Genomic DNA, 16,518 nt, shown 5'->3' on the forward strand with positions numbered 1-16,518 from the left:
CGCGGGCCTCCCGGCGGGCGAAGAGGGTGGCCAGGCCGCCGATGAGACCGATGGCCTCCAGCTTCTGACCGGCGGTGCCGGGCGCGGGGGCCAGGATTCCGAGCGCGTGGTCGAGGTAGTCGATCGCGTGCGGGCCCAGCACCTCGCCGCGCCGGTCGTTCAGATCGGCCAGCCACGGGTGCCGGACGTGTGCGGCTTTGGACTGGAGGGCGAGGCCGACGAGTTCCCCCAGCCAGTCGCCGCCGGGGGCCCGGAGAGGTCCAGCTCGCCCGCGACCGCGTCCGCCATGAGGTCCAGCAGCTCGTCCCGGCTGCCCACGTAGCGGTAGAGCGAGGCGGGCCCCGTGCCCAGTCGCTGCGCGAGCGCGCGCATCGACACGGCCGCCAGGCCCTCCGCGTCGGCGGGGGCGAGGGCTGCCGTCGTGATCTGGGTGCGGCTGCGTTCGGGGGCGGGTCCGCGCGCGCCCCGCTCGGGGCGTGACCAGACGGTCGCCGGCCGGGTCTCGCGATCGGCCACGGTCCGCCACCTTCCCTTCAGGTCCCCGTCCGGGGTCCGGATCTGGCTGTACTCCAATACCGCGAACACCGTTCGCAGTAGTCTCGCCACCAGAGGAGCCCGCCATGACCTGGACCGAACGCCGCTTCGCCCGCAACAGCGCGGTCGAGCTCGCCCACGACCGGCTCCAGGAAGGCGCGGACGGCGAACCGCTGCTCCTGGTGACGGGGCTGGCGGTCTCCCGGCACTGGTGGCCCGGGGAGCTGTGCGCGGCCTTCGCCGACGCCGGGTTCGCCGTCGCCCGCCACGACCAGCGGGACGCGGGCGAGTCCACCCGGCTGCCGAAGCCCGCCGCCCGGGGCAACCCCTTCGCCGCGCTGGCCGCCGGCCGCGGCGCCGCGTACACCGCCGAGGACATGGCCGACGACGCGGTCGCCGTCATGGACGCACTCGGCTGGAAGTCTGCACACCTCTTCGGCCACTCACTCGGCGGGGTCGTCGCCCAGGGCGTCGCCCTGCGCCATCCGGACCGGGTGCGCACGCTCCCCTCGTCCGCAGCGCTGCCCAGCGACGTCGGCGGGCTGAGTGCCTTCCGTCATCTGCGGCTCGGCACCCTCGCGAAGTTCGCCCGCATCAAGCCCGCCCGGGACCGGGGGGGGAGGATCGCGACCGGGCTCGCGGTGGCGCGGCTCTGCGCGTCGCCCGGCTACCCGTTCGACGAGGCGGAGGCCCTGGAACGGATCATCGCCGACGTGGACACCGGCATCGCCGACCCGGACGCCCAGTCCCGCCAGATCGGCGCGCCCTGGCACGGCCCGCCCCTGGCCGAACTGCGCCTCCCCGCGCTGGTGCTGCACGGCACGGACGACCCGCTGCTCAGGCCCTCCGCGGGCCGGGCCACCGCCGCCGCGATCCGCGACGCCCGACTCGTCCTCCAGCCGGGCGTCGGCCACGACATCCCGCGCGAACGGCACACCGCCGTCGCCGCCGAGGTGCGGGCCCTCGCGGACCGGGCATCCCGGGTCGACGGCCGCGCGTAGCGCCCACTCCCGGGTCGACGGCCGCGCCTGGCACCCGTCCCCGAGCCGGACGGCCGCGCGCAACACCCTCCGGTCAGGCGGCCAGCAGCAAGCCGCCCATCGGACCGGCCGGACCTGCCGTCCGTACGGACCCGTGACCGCCGGCCGCCCCCGATCCGACCGAACGGGACAGCGACCGGGAGCGGGAGCGGGAGCGGGCCGCGGCGAGGCTGACCAGCCGCTCGCCGGCCAGCGCCAGGATGTCGGCCAGGCTCAGGCCGAGCGCCTGGGCGGCGGCGGCCAGCACCTCGGAGGAGGCCTCCTTGCGGCCGCGCTCCACCTCGGAGAGATACGCCATGGAGATCCGGGACGCCTCGGACACATCCTTCAACGTCCGTCCCTGCGCCCGGCGTTCGCGGCGCAGCACCTCCCCGACCAGGTCACGCCAGAGCGGCTCCCGGGGCAGGGTGCCGGTCGGGATCGGGGTCGGGGTCGGGGTCGGCGCCGGCGCCGGGAGCGGGCGCAGGGGGATCACGTCGGCCTGGTTCGTCGCTCGGATACTCACCACTCCAGCCTAGGAGGACCGCGCCGTCGCGGCACGGGTCGGGCGTTGCGCGCCGGGCGGATTCGCTGCTGGCGAAGTCGCGTGACAGACGGCCGTGTTCGCGGGAACAGGTTGCTCCGGATCCTCACCCGGCGGCTACGCCGCGGACCCGACGCCGGTAGTAGGCGATCGCGAGAGCGATGGTGATGGGTCCCCAAGCGGCGAGGGGGGTGCCACACACCATCGCCAGCGCGTCCCAGACGCCGTTGGTGTACTCGACCGTGTCGATGACGCCGTACAGGGCGAGTTCGCGATCTCCGCCCAGCGGGACACCGGTGAACAGGAAGGTGAGGATCAGGCCTCCGAGCACGGCGGGGACGACGGCCGCCAGCGGCCGGACGCGTCTGCCGCCGATGACCGGTATCCAGGCGGGCGCCACCTCTCCCCAGCCCCGGACCAGCCCGATGGTCAGGATCGCGACCACTTCCGTCAACACGCTGAGCCCGAGAACGTACGGGACGCTCACCCAGTAGGCGGGTAAACCGCCCTCCTGAACCTCCTGCCCCATCGTGAAGTGCAGAGCGAAGGGCAGCCGCCACAGGCACGCCGGCAGCAGAAGCAGCGGCAGTGCGTAGGCCAGGCGGATCGCCCAGCGAGGAACGGGCCGCTCGGTGTCACCGACGGACGGGGACGGTGAAGGATCTTCAGCGTCATGCCTCCACCCTCGCGAAGCAGACACGACGCGGGGTCCCCCGCGCGGGGTAGGCAGTGCCGGCGGCCGCACAACACCGGTGCCGACATCTCCCGTACGGGCGACGTCTCCCGTACGTGGGGGAGGCGCCGGTGCCTCCCCCACGTACGGTCAGATCAGACCCTGCGCCAGCATCGCGTCCGCGACCAGCTCGAAGCCCGCGATGTTCGCGCCCACCACGTAGTTGCCGGGGCTCCCGTAGCGTTCGGCGGTCGTGTGGCAGGAGTCGTGGATGTGTCGCATGATCTCGGCGAGGCGCTCCTCGGTGTGGGCGAAGGTCCACGAGTCCCGGGACGCGTTCTGCTGCATCTCCAGCGCGCTCGTGGCGACCCCGCCCGCGTTGGCCGCCTTGCCGGGGGCGAAGGCGACGCCCGCCTCCTGGAGCACCCGGACCGCCTCCGGGGTGGTGGGCATGTTGGCGCCCTCCGCGACGGCCTTGACCCCGTTGCGTACGAGGTCCAGCGCGTCGGCCTCGTGGAGTTCGTTCTGGGTGGCGCAGGGCAGGGCCACGTCCACGGGGACCGACCACACCCCCGCACCGGCCACGAACCGGGCTTGTGCGCCGCGTCGTTCGGCGTACTCCGAGACCCGGCCCCGGCCGGCCTCCTTGATCTCCTTGAGGAGGTCGAGGTCGATGCCCTTCTCGTCGACGACATAGCCGCCGGAGTCCGAGCAGGTCACCACGGTCGCGCCGAGCTGCTGCGCCTTCTCGATGGCGTAGATGGCCACGTTGCCGGAGCCGGAGACCGCGACGGTCTGGCCCTCCAGCGACTCGCCCCGGCTGCGCAGCATCTCGGCGGTGAACAGGACCGTGCCGTAGCCGGTGGCCTCCGTACGGGCCTGTGCGCCGCCCCAGCCGAGGCCCTTGCCGGTCAGGACGCCGGACTCGTAGCGGTTGGTGATCCGCTTGTACTGGCCGAAGAGGTAGCCGATCTCGCGGCCGCCGACGCCGATGTCACCGGCCGGGACGTCGGTGTACTCCCCCAGGTGGCGGTGGAGTTCGGTCATGAAGGACTGGCAGAACCGCATGATCTCGGCGTCGGACCGGCCCTTGGGATCGAAGTCCGCGCCGCCCTTGCCGCCGCCGATGGGCATGCCGGTGAGGGCGTTCTTGAAGATCTGCTCGAAGCCGAGGAACTTCACGATGCCGAGGTTGACCGAGGGGTGGAAGCGCAGCCCGCCCTTGTAGGGTCCGAGCGAGCTGGAGAACTCCACCCGGAAGCCGCGGTTGACGTGGATGTCGCCGGAGTCGTCCGACCACGGCACCCGGAAGATCAGCTGGCGCTCGGGCTCGCATATCCGCTCGATGATGCGCGCGTCGACGAACTCGGGCCGCTGGGTCAGCACCGGTCCGAGCGTTTCCAGGACCTCGCGGACCGCCTGGTGGAACTCCTGCTCGCCCTGGTTGCGGCGCAGGATCTCGGCGTAGAGCGGCTCGATGACGCGGGCCGCGGCGTCGGTCGTGCGGGCGGAGTCGTGCGAGTCGGGGATGACCGGCATCTGATCAAGACCTTCCGTGGTCGGGCTCGTGCGCGTCGGCGCCCCGTCCCGGGGAGCGCCACCGGCCCGCCTCCCCCGCCGGAGCCCCGCGGACTCCCGTTCGGGAGGACCGCGCGGCCGTCGCCCGGCCGGGCGATGCGCAGGACCGTCGTACGGTCCGATTCTCCAGTGCGGCCCGATGATCTTCGAGGGCCATCCACATATTGACCATGATCAGCCGTTTTGATCAGCGTCCGGACCCCTTGCCCGGGCACTCCGCCACCCCCGGTCCGCTGCTCCGGGTTACCCCTGCGGCCCGGGCCCGCTCCCCGGCCCCGGGGAGCCGAGTGGCGAAGGTCACGTTCCGGATCGGCTCTCGTGCGGGTCGCGCAGCACCCAGAGCCCGACCCCGCAGGCCAGTGCGGTGAAGCCCGCGACGACGCTCAGGGCGACCTGGAGGCCGCTTTCCTCGACCGCGAGACCGAGGAAGGCGTTGGCGGCGAGCGCGGCCGACAGGATGATCCAGAGCAGGGGTTTCATGACGGCGATTCCTCCGTGGTCGGTGATGCCCCAAGCCTGCCGGGCGGCGCGCGCCGCGAGGAGGGAGGGTGCTCCCGTATCGGGGTACAGCGGGCTTCACCCCAACCGGCGGCCGACCGGAAACGACGCACCCGCGCAGCCGGCGGAAGGCAACCGTAACGGTCCCGTGAATACAACGCCGGGGCACCGGAGTTACCCGTCAGGAACAGGGACACCCCGCCTGACGATCAGCCATGATGCCCCCATGACGAAGCCGCGAGGGCGTCGGAGAGGGCAGCCTCCTGACAAGTTGCGGGCACCGCACGGAGTGCGCCGGGCCGGGAACGGTACCGCTCGGTCCCGGCCGGACCCGCCCTCCGCACCGCCCCCGCCGCCGTACGGGCACGCGCTCCCGCGGGCGGCGTATCCGGCGTACGCCCGCCCCTCGGCGTATCCCGCCCCGGCGCCCCGGGGTCAGCCGCGCTTCCCCAAGGGCACGGGTGACATGCGGCGCTATCTGGCGGTCGGCCTCGACGCCTATCTGTGCCTGCTGGCCGTCGGTCTGCTGGTGCGGTCCTGCCTGGACGCCGACGGGGCAGGGCACGCGGTCGCCCTGCTGATCGTCCACCTGATCGCGCTGTCGTTCGCCAACCAGGTGCTGCTGACGATGGCCGTCCGGGCGAGCGCCGGAAAGCTGATCATGGGCGTCCGGGTGATCCGGCTGCCCGACGCGGGCCGTCCGGGATTCCGTCGGCTGGTGCTGCGCTGGCTGTACGGGCTCCTCTGGCTGCCGCGCCAGCCCTGGCGCCGGCTCCGGGGCCCAGCGGCTCCGAGCCCCGCTGAGCGACCCCCCGGCCGCCCGGCCGAGGCGCACGAGGACCTCGCGGGGGTGCGCCAGGTCCGGCGCAGCGACCTGCGGCACTACCGGGCGACGGTGGAGGGGCGTACGGGCCGAGCCTGCTCCTCGGCCTCCCGCGGGTGAGGCGGACCGGGGGCCTTCAGCGCCGGTCGCCGGTCACCCCGGGCCGCCAGGCGGGGGTGGAGCGGGTACGGGTCGCACGCGACGATCGCGTCGGTGGCGACGAAGTCGTAGGTGACGCCCTGCCCGACCCCTCGCGGGCCATCCGGCTGAAGGCGCCGGAAAGGCCTCCGTGTTCCGCGGGGTTCACCCCTGAGAGGGAACGGCTGCGGCCCTGCCCACTCTCCGAGGGCCCGGGACGCGGCGAGGCCCGGCCGGGCGAGGTTGCGGCAGTCCCCGCAACTTGTCTTCATCCAGGCACAGTTGTGGTCACCGCACGGGTGGAATCAACGCGAGGACCCACGGCCGGGGGGGTAGGGCGTGGACGACCTCGCGGTGGCGATCACGCTGAGCGCCACCCTGCATCCGCGGGTCTGCCAGATGCATCAACACCACCAAACAGGCCAGATGTTGGCTGGTTTGATCATTACGCTCACCACCCGTCGAGCGTTCCATTGCCCCCGTAAATGCACCTGGGCCAAACGGGCACCAAACAGCACCAGACGGGGAAAAGTGAAATCTTCCATGCGGCGGCTCCGCATGCCTATAACTCTGGGCATTGCCGCCACCCTCTCCCTCACCGCCGGCGGAACGGGAACGGCGAACGCAGGGGCCGGACAGGCCTCGGCATCGCCCTCGGCATCGTCGAAGACGGCTACAGCGGGGAAGACCGGCAAAGACAAACCGGACTCGGTCTCCTTCAAACCTGACGGGCCGGTCGCCCTCACGGGACGGGTCATCGGCGAGGAGACCCTCAAGGACGCCGAGTTCCAGCTCTCCGCCGACCCCGACCCCGAAACCGTCGGGGAACTCAAGCCAGGAGACACGGTAAGCCAACTACCCTTCCCCGATGCCGAGTTCGAAACACACAAGAACGAGTTCGCGGTAAAACTCGACATCGACGACATAACCGACCCGGACTACATCAATGACAGAAACATCGTGACCCTGTCATTGACCATCAGGATACCGGGAAAGAACGGTACCGATAAGTATGCCTACACCGGGGCATCCGTAGAGTACACGGGCTCCAACCCCGACGTGATCCCGTGGGCGGATACACAAACAACACCAGGGCACGGCGGAGAAAAGATACAACCGGGCGAAGAGGTCCGCCCCGAGTTCATCGAGGTCACCCCGCAGGCTCCCTCACCGGAGAACCTGATGTCCCGTACGGCATCGCCCAGAGTTGCGCGTGCTGCTGCTGAGACTCCTCCGCACTGCTCGACGAAGACCTTCATCAAGAGCACCGATGTGTGGTCGAACATCGGCGAAACCTACCCGGTAGGTGACGGCAAAGGTGGCATGACGTTCACCTCGGAGGCAAGCGCCAAGTATGAGGGAGCGGTCAGCTTCGGAGGCTGGTCGGCATCCAAGGCGGTTGATATCAAGAGCGGCCTCGAAGGGGTATGGGAACCCGTCGGATGGCCACGAAAGTACCTGGTGGAGATCAGGTACAAGAAGTACCGGTGCGTGTACCAGAGCAAAGACCAGGCCGCCATCTGGACGGTATGGGAACCCAGCGGGCATACCGGCGGCTCCGACCACGTAGGTGGAGACGAATATGACGACTACACGGAGCGGGTTCCGCGGCCGGACTGGGTAGGAACAAACGAGGAAGACCACTGCACGAAGTCGACCGTCGATCAATGGCACCGGGACAATTCGGCCGGTGGCTCCGAAAGCCTTGGCTGGGAGGGCAAGCTCACGGCTGGTGCAAAGAATCAGCTGGAGATCGGCATAGAACTCGGCGTATCGCGGGAATGGTCCACCTCGTCCAAGGTCACCTACAACATGACCAAGGACGTCGACAGGCTCTGCGGCATGGACGAGAAGCCGGGATTCGCCAGCAAGATCGCGCAGTACGCCAAGGTCGCCCCCTCCGGAACGTGCCTCAACGTGGACATACCAGAAGCCAAGCAGGTCGAGTCGAAGGCCCCGCCGGAGCAGCAGTTCATCGACTACGCGAAGAACACCCCGGACGGTTGGACCGGTGGCGACTCCACCTACTCGGTGCGCCTTCCGGACGGGCGGCTGCTGTACATATTCTCCGATACGTTCCTGGGGCCGCTCAACAAGGACGGCACCAGACCGGTAAGCGCCCCGTTCGTGAACAACTCCTTTGTCATAAAGGACGGAAACAGCCTGAAGACCGTCACCGGCGGGACAAAGGAGAATCCGCGCTCCCTCATGACGGACCTGGACAACGATCCCACCAGGTGGTACTGGCTCGGTGACGGGATGATCTCGGATGTGCAGCTCGAGGGGGAGCTACGCCCGACAAAACGCCTGCAGATCATCTTCCACCAGTGGCACCGGTATGACCCCGACGACATCTGGGGATTCAGGCTGGAGAAGACGGTCGTAGCCACCTTCGACCTCAACGATCTCACCAGGCCGGCCCTCGTGAAGGACATCCCGTCTCCCACCGTCGCACCGAGACTGAGCCCCACGCAGTGGGGGGCGGCCATTGTTCCCGCAAGGGAGAGCGGAGACGGGTACACCTACGTCTACGGGATAGATGACGCCCCGATCAACAAGCGTATGAGGGTAGCGCGCATCAAGGGGACCGACCTCAACAAGGACTACAAGTGGGAGTTCCTGAACGACGGCAGGAAGGCGTGGCTGGGCAAGGAGTCACTGGGCACGACCAACCTGACCGGTGTGGCCAATGAGTTCAGTGTCACCAAATGGGGGAACTCGTTCGTGCTCGTCAGCCAGGACAGCACACAGGCCTTCAGTCAGAAAATTCGCCTGTGGGCGTCCTGCAACCCCTATACCGGGTTCAGGCACAACCCCGGCCGGGATGTCGTCTACATGATGCCCGAGGTCGGTTTGTGGGGAAGCTACGGCGACGAGAACATATTCGCCTACAACGCCCATGTGCACAGCGACCTGTCATCCGGTGACCGGTGGACCCTCTCCTACAATGTCAACAGCTTCGATGCCACCGTAGGGGAGAACGGGGCCCACTACAGGGACCCCAGTATCTACAAGCCCCGGTTCGTATCGTTCACCCTCATACCCTCCGCACAGGGCGTGAGCCCAGAGGCACGCGATCCGGGGCCCAAGGCCTCGCCTCCCAGCGTCAACAGCCCCTGCACGACCACATGCAAGGCCGTACCGCAGCTCAGCGGGCGGTAGCGGGGTGGTAGCGGGGCGGGTCCGGCCGACGGAGGCCGGGCCCGCCCTTCCCGTGCATGTGGTCTCTCCGGGCGGGAGTCGAGGAGCCCGGTACCGTGATCCCCCATGACCACCAAGCCAGAACACGAAAAGACCAGCGAGGAGTTCATCGCCCCTCGTCGCAGTGAACAGTCCGGCCCCGTGACATACACCCGCTACCGGTGCACGTGGACACGGGCCCGTGACGAGGTCATTGGCCAGCTGTACCTCGGACTCGCCGTGTTCACCGGCTCGGTCATCGCCCTGATCGTCGCAGCGAACAGCGAACGGGGCCCGGGCGACGGGACCGCGACCGCCGTTGTCTGGGCCTGGGCGCTGGGGACGGCCGCGTTCATATCGTTTGTGCTGGTTCTCTGGCGCTGGCCTGTCGAGTACCGCGCCCACCCGCCTGGCCCGGATGACCGGACCCCTTAGCCGGGGTGAGTGTCATCAGCTTGGACGACTGCTCATGACGCGCCAGGAGCCTCCGTACCGGTCCCGGGACCCGCGGAACTACCGGGCAGCGGTGGAGGAGCGTACGGACACCCCCTAGCTCGCCACCCGCTCCCGCGCCGCCCGCATCGCCGCAGCGGTGGCCGATGCGTCGTACTCCGGACCGACACCGGGAACGATCACCACGTCACCGTCGAGATGCCGGGTGCGCAGCGGCAGGATCTCCTGGTACGCGGGGGACGCGTACCAGGCGTGGGCCTCCTCGACGCCGGGAAAGCCGATGATGACCAACGCGCCCGGCCAGGCCCCCTCCACCACCTCCGCCTCGGCGCCGTGCACCAGGAAGCGGCCTCCGTAGGGCTTCATGGTGGCCTGGATCCGCTCGATGTAGCTCAGCACCTCGTCCTCGACGGGGCCGTCGGTGGGGTGCAGGTGGGCGATGGCGTACGCGGTCATGATCCGGTCCTCCGTGCGGTCGGGGCGGCTCTCTTCGGGACATCCGCCATGCTGCCGTGCGGGGCGAAGGGCGTCGATTACCTCGGAGGTCATCCCTCCCCCAACGCCGAAGGCGGCGGTCCCGGAGCGTTCCGGGGCCGCCGCCTTCGGGCGGGGACGGGGGTGGTGCGAGGGGGAACGGCTGGTGGATCAGGCCTGGGAGCCGGCCGTCCACTCGGCCCAGTTCATGTTCCAGCCGTTGAGGCCGTTGTCCGGGGTGATGGTCTTGTCCGGGGAGTTCTTGACGATGACCACGTCGCCGACGAGCGAGTTGTCGTAGAACCAGGCGCCGGGTGCGTTGGAGTCGTTCGCGCCCTTCACGTCGGCGAGGCCCACGCAGCCGTGGCTGGTGTTGGCGTTGCCGAAGATGCCCTTGCCCCAGTAGTTGCCGTGGATGAAGGTGCCCGACGTGGACAGGCGCATGGCGTGCGGCACGTCCTTGATGTCGTACTCGCCCTTGCCGTCGTCATCGGTGAAGCCGACGGTGGCGCCGTTCATCCGGGTCTCCTTGTGCTTCTCGGAGATCACCATCTGACCGTTGTACGTGGGGTTCTCGGGGGAGCCCGCGGAGATCGGGATCGTCTTGATCGTCTTGCCGTCGCGGGTGACCGTCATCGTCTTGGTCTTCACGTCGACGGTGGAGACCTGGTTGCGGCCGACCTTGAAGGTCACGGTCTTCTGCTGGACGCCGAAGACGCCGTCCGCACCCTCGACGCCGTCGAGGGCCAGCTTCAGGGTGACGGTGGAGCCGCCCTGCCAGTAGTCCTCCGGGCGCAGGTCCAGGCGCTGGGAGTTGAACCAGTGGCCGACGACCTCCTGGCCGCTGCTGGAGGTCACGGTGATGCCGTCCTGGACGGCCTTCTTGTCCGTGATCGCCTTGTTGAAGTTGATCGAGACGGGCATCCCGACGCCGACCGTGGAGCCGTCCTCGGGGGTGAAGTTCCCGATGAAGCTGTTGTCGGGCGAGACGGTGGTGAAGGAGCTGTTCTCGTGGGCCTTACGGCCCTTCGAGTCCTCAGCCGTGGCGTCGATCTTGTACGTGGTGGACCGCTCCAGCTGGTCCGCGGGCTTCCAGCTGGACCCGTCGGCCGCCAGGGTGCCCTCGACCGGGGTGCCGTCCGCCGTGGTCATGATGACCTCGGTCAGCTTGCCCTTGGCGACGGTGACCTGGGCCGCGTTGTTGATGCTGGCGTTGGTCGCGCGGTCCTTCGGCTCGATCGCTATCTGCGCCTCGGAGGCGTCCGCGGCTGCCGCCTTGTCCACCTCCTGCTGCGACGACTCCGAACTCCCGGCGCTCGCCTTTCCGCCCTTGTCGCCGTCGTCGCTACAGGCCGAAAGCACCAGCACGCCGCCGAGCAGTGCGGACATGGCCATGAGGCCCCTGCGCCGCTTGCTGTCCGTCATCACACGCTTCTCCATCGTTGCCGATTCCCCAGAATCCCTGGACGGGGCCGCCAGGCCGCTATTCCCCGTCAATGTTCCAAGAACACCCGGAAAGGGTGCTCCGTTCCACATCCGCGACAGATGTGGGGAACACCACTCATCGACGCACCCCCGGCAGCGGTGGTTCCCGAGGCCGGGCCCTGGTTTCCGCCGCCGCACAACGCGGCCCCGGTCCGCGGGTGAGCGGGGCCGGGGCCGGGGCCGGTGTTCTCACATGTCACACCCGCTGCGCGGGGTCACCGTCCTCGCCGTCGTTCTTCCCATTGTGCGCGACCGCGTCGCCGTACCCCTCCTCGTCGCCTCCGTCCCGCGGCAGGAAGAGGTCCTCGTCACCGTCGTCCGCGCCGTCCCAGCCCTCCGCGTCGGGGTCGTACTCGATGCCCTCGCTGCTCCAGGAGGCCTGGGCGAGCTCGACCCCGGGCACCTCGCTGACCAGGTCGAAGGGGTCGACCAGCGAGGCGAGGGCCTCCGCTCCGTCTGCCCGGACCGTGGCCTCGGCATGCATCCGCTCCTCGGCGGTGTCGGTTCCGGCGACCGCCGCGACGGGCTCCCCGTACTCGGCGGCGATGGATTCGAGCGCGGTGCCGGTCAGGGCGTCGAGGTCGGTGACCTCCAGCACCATCTCCACGCGAAGTCGAACAAACCTGGATGTCTCTTCTGTACTCATAGCCCGGAGCGTAAGGCTCGGCGGGGCCACGACTTTCCAGCGACCCGCTGCGTTGCTTAGCATCGGCCCACGGGGCTAACTCATGGTTGTCGCAAGGGGATCGAATCTGTGTCCGTCGCTCGTCGCACACTGCTGACCACCACCGCCGCAGGCACGCTGCTGGCCGCTCTCTGGTTCGTCCCGTCGGCCAACGCGACCGGGGAGAACCGCCCGCAGGCCACCCCGGCCGCCCCTGCCGACCGGGTGACCGCCGAGCAGCCCGCCGGCGCCCCTGGCGACGCCTCCGGGGCGCGGCTCGCCGACACCGGGCCGGGCGGGGACACCACCCCGTATCTCGTGGGCGGCACAGCCCTGTTGGGGCTCGGCACGGCCTTCGTCACCTATTCGGTGCGCCGCTCCGTGACCGGGACGCGCCCGGCGCTCTGATCCCGTACGTACGTGAGGAGGGCTGCCGAACCCCCCGGTGCGGCAGCCCTCTTCCGTACGCCCTCCGTGTCTACGGGGCCCGGCTCAGGCCAGCGGCCCCGTGACCGGTTCCACGGCCGCGACCAGGCGCCCTTCCCGTACGAACGTGTCGGCGGCGGCCAGGTCCGGCGCGAGGAAGCGGTCCGGGCCCGGCCCCTCGGCGCCGGCGGCCCGCAGCGCGTCCACGGCGGCCCGTGAGGCGGGGGCGGGGGTGAGGCCCTGGGCGGCGCGGATCTCGACCGCGCGGGTCGCCGCGTACAGCTCGACGGCGACGATCCGGGCCAGGTTGTCCACGGCGGTACGGAGCTTGCGCGCGGCGGACCAGCCCATGGAGACGTGGTCCTCCTGCATCGCGGAGGACGGGATGGAGTCGGCGGAGGCGGGGACCGCGAGCCGCTTCATCTCGCTGACCAGGGCGGCCTGCGTGTACTGGGCGATCATCAGGCCCGAGTCGACCCCGGCGTCGTCCGCGAGGAACGGCGGCAGGCCGTGCGAGCGGTTCTTGTCGAGCAGCCGGTCGGTGCGGCGTTCGCAGATCGAGCCGAGGTCGGCGGCGACGATCGCGAGGAAGTCCAGGACGTACGCGACGGGCGCGCCGTGGAAGTTGCCGTTGGACTCCACCCGGCCTCCCTCATTCTCGGCTTCGCTCGAACGGGAGGTGCCCCCTCGAAGCACGACCGGGTTGTCGACCGATGAGGCCAGTTCGCGGCCCGCGACCACTGCCGCGTAGTCCATGGTGTCGCGGCCGGCGCCGTTGACCTGGGGGGCGCAGCGTACGGAGTAGGCGTCCTGGACCCGGGGCGCGTCGTCCTGGTGATGGCCCGTCAGGCCCGAACCGGCGAGCACCCGCAGCATGTTGTCCGCGCTGACGCCCTGGCCGGGGTGCGGGCGGATGGCGTGCAGTTCGGGGGCGAGGACCTTGTCCGTGCCGAGCAGCGCTTCCAGGGAGAGGGCGGCGGTGATGTCGGCCGAGGTGTAGAGGTTCTTCAGGTCGGCGAGGGCCATGACCAGCATGCCGAGCATGCCGTCGGTGCCGTTGAGGAGTGCCAGGCCCTCCTTCTCGCGGAGTTCGACCGGGGCGATGCCGTGCGCGGCGAGCAGCTCGCCCGCGGGCCGGACCGTGCCGTCGGGGCCCTCCGCGTCACCCTCGCCCATCAGGGTGAGCGCGCAGTGCGAGAGCGGGGCGAGGTCGCCGGAGCAGCCGAGCGAGCCGTACTCGTGGACGACGGGTGTGATGCCCGCGTTCAGCACGTCCGCCATGGTCCGGGCGACTTCGGGGCGTACGCCGGTGTGGCCGGAGGCGACCGTCTTGAGCCGGAGGAACATCAGCGCGCGGACGACCTCGCGCTCGACGCGGGGGCCCATGCCCGCCGCGTGCGAGCGGACGATGTTGCGCTGGAGCTGCGCCCGCAGTTCCGGGCTGATGTGGCGGCTGGCGAGGGCACCGAAGCCGGTCGAGACGCCGTAGACCGGCTCGGGCTTGGCGGCGAGCGCGTCCACGATGAGACGGGCGGCGGCCAGGGCTTCCACGGCGGCGGCGGAGAGCTCGACCCGGGCGCCGTGGCGGGCCACGGCGACGACGTCCTCGGCGGTGGTTCCGGACGTCCCCACCACAACAGTGTGCATATCCATATTCAGCAGCGTACGGACTGAAACCCTTCATGTCACTAGCGGTTCGGCACAGGGCCCCTTACGGCACTGACCGAGTGCGTGAGCGGGTCGCCCGCCGCGCACCCGTGCCCAGCGCGAACCGTGCACCCGCGTCCAACCTCCGCCGTGCGACCGTGCTCGGCCCGAACGGCGACCGCCCGCGCTCACGGCCTGTTGCCGCGCAGCCTGCGCCGGTCGTGCGCGGACTTCGGCGGGGAGTCCGCGAGCCGGATGACCTCACCGTCCCGCCCGGCCACCACGGGCCCCGGCGAGCGGGCCGCCTTGGCCCGGTACTGGGCGGCGTCCGCGAGCCGGAACAGCCGGCGGGCCGAGCGCACCGGGCCGATCGGGTCGCCGGTGGAGGCGACCCCGCAGGCGACCCCGTCGCCCAGCTCGATCACCGCCGCCCGGCCACAGAGCTCGGTGGCGACGCCGACCACCGCGTCGGCCGGGGGACCCGCCGCGAGCAGGCAGAACTCGTCGCCGCCCAGCCGGGCCGCCAGCGCCTCCGGCAGCATCGCCCCGCACAGCGACAGCACCGAGCCGAAACGTTCCAGCAGTCGGTCGCCGACGGCGTGGCCGTGGGTGTCGTTCACTGCCTTGAGGCCGTTCAGGTCGCAGACGACGAGGCTGACCACGGTGTCGTCGACACGGTGCCGCTCGACGGCCTCGTCGAGCCGGATGTCGACCGCGCGGCGGTTGGCCAGGCCGGTCAGCGGGTCGGTGAAGGCCAGTTTGCGGACCTCCTCAAGGCGCTCGGTCTGGGCGATCCCGGAGGCCACGACGGCGGCGAGCACGGTCGCGAAGTCCGCGTCGGCGCGGTCGAAGACGGGCCGCCCGGCCGGCCGCGCCACGTACAGCTCGCCCCACGCCCGGCCATGCAGCACGATCGGCGCGACCACGCAGCAGCCCCGGCCGCGCCGCCGGAGCGCGGCGACCCGCTGGTGGCAGTACGGACGGGCACCACGCGCCGGGCCGCCCGCGCCGGGCAGCCCGTCGGCGGTCTCCACCCAGGCGTCGGGCTCGCCACCACCGGCCCACCGCTCGTGCAGGAACTCGGTGATCTCCGGGAACTCGTGGACCGGGTAGGCCTCCTCCTCGGGGAACTCCTCCTCCCCCTCGGTCCGCTGCCCCGCGTTCACCAGCACCCGCAGCCTGCCCCGTTCCCGCTCCCACACGGAGAGCGCGGCGAAACTGCCGCTCAGCGCCTCGCAGGCGCCCAGCGCCGCCGCCCGCCACGATTCACGCGGCGTGTAGGCCGCGGCCATGGTCTGCGCCAGCGAAACCACGGCCCGAAGCCGTTCATCGTCACCACCCATTTCTACAGCCTATGTAGATTTGTCCCCTTTTCATCAGCTTGATGCGTAACTAATTTCAACTATTTCTCCACGCCGCACTCACTCTGCGTAATGCGCACACATCGTCACTCACCGGGCCAGTCGGGGCGCCGCTTCTCGTTGAACGCGGCCACCCCCTCCGCCCGGTCCCCGGAGAAGGCCACCGACCGCCAGGCCGCGTCCTCCACCTCCAGGCCCGCCCGCAGGTCGAGCCCGTGGCCCAGCCGGAGCGCCTTCTTGGCGGCGCGCAGCCCGACCGGCGAGTTGGCGGCGATCCGGCCGCCCAGCGCAAGGGCCTCCGCACGGTCCTGGCCCGCCTCGACCAGCTCGTCCACCAGACCCAGATCGCGCGCCTCGGCGGCCTCGACGCGACGGGCGCTGAACACCAGCTCGGCGGCGCGCGCCGCACCCACCCGGCGCGGCAGCAGCTGAGTACCGCCGCCGCCCGGGATGACACCGACGGACACTTCGGGCAGCCCGACCACGGCGGTGGCGTCGGCGACGATCACATCGCAGGCGAGGGCGAGTTCGAAGCCGCCGCCGAGGGCGAAGCCGTGCACGGCGGCGATCACCGGCATCGGCAGCTCCAGGACCCCCGTGTAGGCGGCGCGGGCGGTGGGCCGCTGGCGCACGAGGTCGGCGTCGGTGAAGGAGTTGCGCTCCTTGAGGTCCGCGCCCACGCAGAAGGCCCGGTCGTGGCTGGAGGTGAGGACGGTGGCCCGGACGTCCCGGTCGGCGCCGAGCGCCTCACAGGCGGCGGCGATGGAGCGGGCCATGTCGGTGGAGACGGCGTTCATGGCCTTGGGCCGGTCGAGGACCAGCTCGGCGACATGGTCCTGCCCCTCGTGCCGCCGCACGACGACGAAATCCCCGTACCACTGCTCGGACGTGACGGTCATGACTGAACCCCTGTCGGTGGACGGCCTGTTAACGAGCGTTACCGTCACGGATCCTAGACAGGCCGGCACCGCCCCCGACAGGGCGAGCCGGGGACGGAGTCGTAACGACCGGGGACGGAGAC

At 70.5% G+C, this 16,518-nt stretch carries 15 protein-coding genes and 1 pseudogene; 5 read left to right on the plus strand and 11 right to left on the minus strand.

Translation table 11 applies throughout. The annotated features are described in order from the left end of the window. Positions 1 to 516, minus strand: a pseudogene (locus tag B9S58_RS40005) (TetR/AcrR family transcriptional regulator); the annotation flags it as partial. A 104-nt stretch (positions 517 to 620) separates the two neighbouring features. On the opposite strand from B9S58_RS40005, the gene B9S58_RS19870 reads away from it, so the two are divergent. After that, a complete protein-coding gene (locus tag B9S58_RS19870; RefSeq protein WP_103533457.1) occupies positions 621 to 1,535 on the plus strand; it encodes an alpha/beta fold hydrolase in 915 nt (304 codons plus the stop codon). 73 nt (positions 1,536 to 1,608) lie between these two features. On the opposite strand, the gene B9S58_RS19875 is transcribed toward B9S58_RS19870, so the two are convergent. From B9S58_RS19875 to B9S58_RS19890, 4 genes are all read right to left on the minus strand, one after another. Then, positions 1,609 to 2,079 carry a RodZ family helix-turn-helix domain-containing protein gene (locus tag B9S58_RS19875; RefSeq protein ID WP_103533458.1) on the minus strand — a complete coding sequence of 157 codons (471 nt, stop codon included), beginning with the start codon at positions 2,077 to 2,079 and terminating at the stop codon, positions 1,609 to 1,611. Positions 2,080 to 2,203: 124 nt separating this feature from the next. Then, positions 2,204 to 2,797: a hypothetical protein gene (locus tag B9S58_RS19880; protein WP_258044759.1), complete on the minus strand. Its 594-nt coding sequence runs from the start codon at positions 2,795 to 2,797 to the stop codon at positions 2,204 to 2,206. A gap of 123 nt (positions 2,798 to 2,920) precedes the next feature. Further along, positions 2,921 to 4,309: an NADP-specific glutamate dehydrogenase gene (gene gdhA / locus B9S58_RS19885; RefSeq protein ID WP_103533459.1), complete on the minus strand. Its 1,389-nt coding sequence runs from the start codon at positions 4,307 to 4,309 to the stop codon at positions 2,921 to 2,923. 336 nt (positions 4,310 to 4,645) lie between these two features. Next, positions 4,646 to 4,828, minus strand: a complete 183-nt coding sequence (locus B9S58_RS19890; protein WP_103533460.1) for a hypothetical protein — start codon at positions 4,826 to 4,828, stop codon at positions 4,646 to 4,648. Positions 4,829 to 5,312: 484 nt separating this feature from the next. Between B9S58_RS19890 and B9S58_RS19895 the strand changes: the two genes are divergently transcribed. The 3 genes from B9S58_RS19895 (at position 5,313) to B9S58_RS19905 (ending at position 9,422) form a co-directional block, all read left to right on the plus strand. Continuing rightward, complete coding sequence (locus tag B9S58_RS19895; RefSeq protein WP_103533461.1) at positions 5,313 to 5,789, plus strand: RDD family protein; 477 nt, start codon at positions 5,313 to 5,315, stop codon at positions 5,787 to 5,789. A gap of 576 nt (positions 5,790 to 6,365) precedes the next feature. Beyond that, positions 6,366 to 8,969, plus strand: coding sequence for a hypothetical protein (locus tag B9S58_RS19900; protein WP_146063539.1), 2,604 nt, complete (start codon positions 6,366 to 6,368; stop codon positions 8,967 to 8,969). 105 nt (positions 8,970 to 9,074) lie between these two features. Next, positions 9,075 to 9,422 carry a hypothetical protein gene (locus B9S58_RS19905; RefSeq protein WP_103533463.1) on the plus strand — a complete coding sequence of 116 codons (348 nt, stop codon included), beginning with the start codon at positions 9,075 to 9,077 and terminating at the stop codon, positions 9,420 to 9,422. A 114-nt stretch (positions 9,423 to 9,536) separates the two neighbouring features. Here the strand turns inward: B9S58_RS19905 and B9S58_RS19910 are convergent, their stop codons facing one another. The 3 genes from B9S58_RS19910 to B9S58_RS19920 form a co-directional block, all read right to left on the minus strand. Then, positions 9,537 to 9,896, minus strand: coding sequence for a DUF1330 domain-containing protein (locus B9S58_RS19910; protein WP_103533464.1), 360 nt, complete (start codon positions 9,894 to 9,896; stop codon positions 9,537 to 9,539). A gap of 189 nt (positions 9,897 to 10,085) precedes the next feature. Beyond that, positions 10,086 to 11,354, minus strand: coding sequence for an Ig-like domain-containing protein (locus tag B9S58_RS19915; protein WP_103533465.1), 1,269 nt, complete (start codon positions 11,352 to 11,354; stop codon positions 10,086 to 10,088). Positions 11,355 to 11,595: 241 nt separating this feature from the next. Then, positions 11,596 to 12,045 carry a hypothetical protein gene (locus tag B9S58_RS19920; RefSeq protein ID WP_258044763.1) on the minus strand — a complete coding sequence of 150 codons (450 nt, stop codon included), beginning with the start codon at positions 12,043 to 12,045 and terminating at the stop codon, positions 11,596 to 11,598. Positions 12,046 to 12,153: 108 nt separating this feature from the next. Between B9S58_RS19920 and B9S58_RS19925 the strand changes: the two genes are divergently transcribed. Next, the gene (locus tag B9S58_RS19925) at positions 12,154 to 12,471 is read left to right on the plus strand and encodes a hypothetical protein (RefSeq protein WP_103533466.1); all 318 of its coding nucleotides are present in this window, start codon (positions 12,154 to 12,156) and stop codon (positions 12,469 to 12,471) included. A gap of 84 nt (positions 12,472 to 12,555) precedes the next feature. Here the strand turns inward: B9S58_RS19925 and hutH are convergent, their stop codons facing one another. The 3 genes from hutH to B9S58_RS19940 form a co-directional block, all read right to left on the minus strand. Further along, positions 12,556 to 14,142, minus strand: a complete 1,587-nt coding sequence (hutH, locus tag B9S58_RS19930) for a histidine ammonia-lyase (RefSeq protein WP_103533467.1) — start codon at positions 14,140 to 14,142, stop codon at positions 12,556 to 12,558. Positions 14,143 to 14,324: 182 nt separating this feature from the next. Then, the gene (locus B9S58_RS19935; RefSeq protein ID WP_103533468.1) at positions 14,325 to 15,479 is read right to left on the minus strand and encodes a sensor domain-containing diguanylate cyclase; all 1,155 of its coding nucleotides are present in this window, start codon (positions 15,477 to 15,479) and stop codon (positions 14,325 to 14,327) included. 104 nt (positions 15,480 to 15,583) lie between these two features. Further along, positions 15,584 to 16,396 (minus strand): enoyl-CoA hydratase/isomerase family protein, encoded by an 813-nt coding sequence (locus B9S58_RS19940; RefSeq protein WP_103533469.1) that lies wholly within the window; start codon positions 16,394 to 16,396, stop codon positions 15,584 to 15,586. Positions 16,397 to 16,518: the final 122 nt, after the last annotated feature.

The sequence above is a fragment of the Streptomyces sp. SM11 genome (assembly GCF_002910905.1).
Classification (GTDB): domain Bacteria; phylum Actinomycetota; class Actinomycetes; order Streptomycetales; family Streptomycetaceae; genus Streptomyces.

Coding starts and splice junctions, on each gene's coding strand:
- B9S58_RS19870 (WP_103533457.1), top strand. CDS start 621: ATGACCTGGACCGAACGCCGCTTCGCCCGCAACAGCGCGGTCGAGCTC.
- gdhA (WP_103533459.1), bottom strand. CDS start 4,309: ATGCCGGTCATCCCCGACTCGCACGACTCCGCCCGCACGACCGACGCC.
- B9S58_RS19890 (WP_103533460.1), bottom strand. CDS start 4,828: ATGAAACCCCTGCTCTGGATCATCCTGTCGGCCGCGCTCGCCGCCAAC.
- B9S58_RS19895 (WP_103533461.1), top strand. CDS start 5,313: ATGCGGCGCTATCTGGCGGTCGGCCTCGACGCCTATCTGTGCCTGCTG.
- B9S58_RS19900 (WP_146063539.1), top strand. CDS start 6,366: ATGCCTATAACTCTGGGCATTGCCGCCACCCTCTCCCTCACCGCCGGC.
- B9S58_RS19905 (WP_103533463.1), top strand. CDS start 9,075: ATGACCACCAAGCCAGAACACGAAAAGACCAGCGAGGAGTTCATCGCC.
- B9S58_RS19910 (WP_103533464.1), bottom strand. CDS start 9,896: ATGACCGCGTACGCCATCGCCCACCTGCACCCCACCGACGGCCCCGTC.
- B9S58_RS19915 (WP_103533465.1), bottom strand. CDS start 11,354: ATGGAGAAGCGTGTGATGACGGACAGCAAGCGGCGCAGGGGCCTCATG.
- B9S58_RS19920 (WP_258044763.1), bottom strand. CDS start 12,045: ATGAGTACAGAAGAGACATCCAGGTTTGTTCGACTTCGCGTGGAGATG.
- hutH (WP_103533467.1), bottom strand. CDS start 14,142: ATGGATATGCACACTGTTGTGGTGGGGACGTCCGGAACCACCGCCGAG.
- B9S58_RS19935 (WP_103533468.1), bottom strand. CDS start 15,479: ATGGGTGGTGACGATGAACGGCTTCGGGCCGTGGTTTCGCTGGCGCAG.
- B9S58_RS19940 (WP_103533469.1), bottom strand. CDS start 16,396: ATGACCGTCACGTCCGAGCAGTGGTACGGGGATTTCGTCGTCGTGCGG.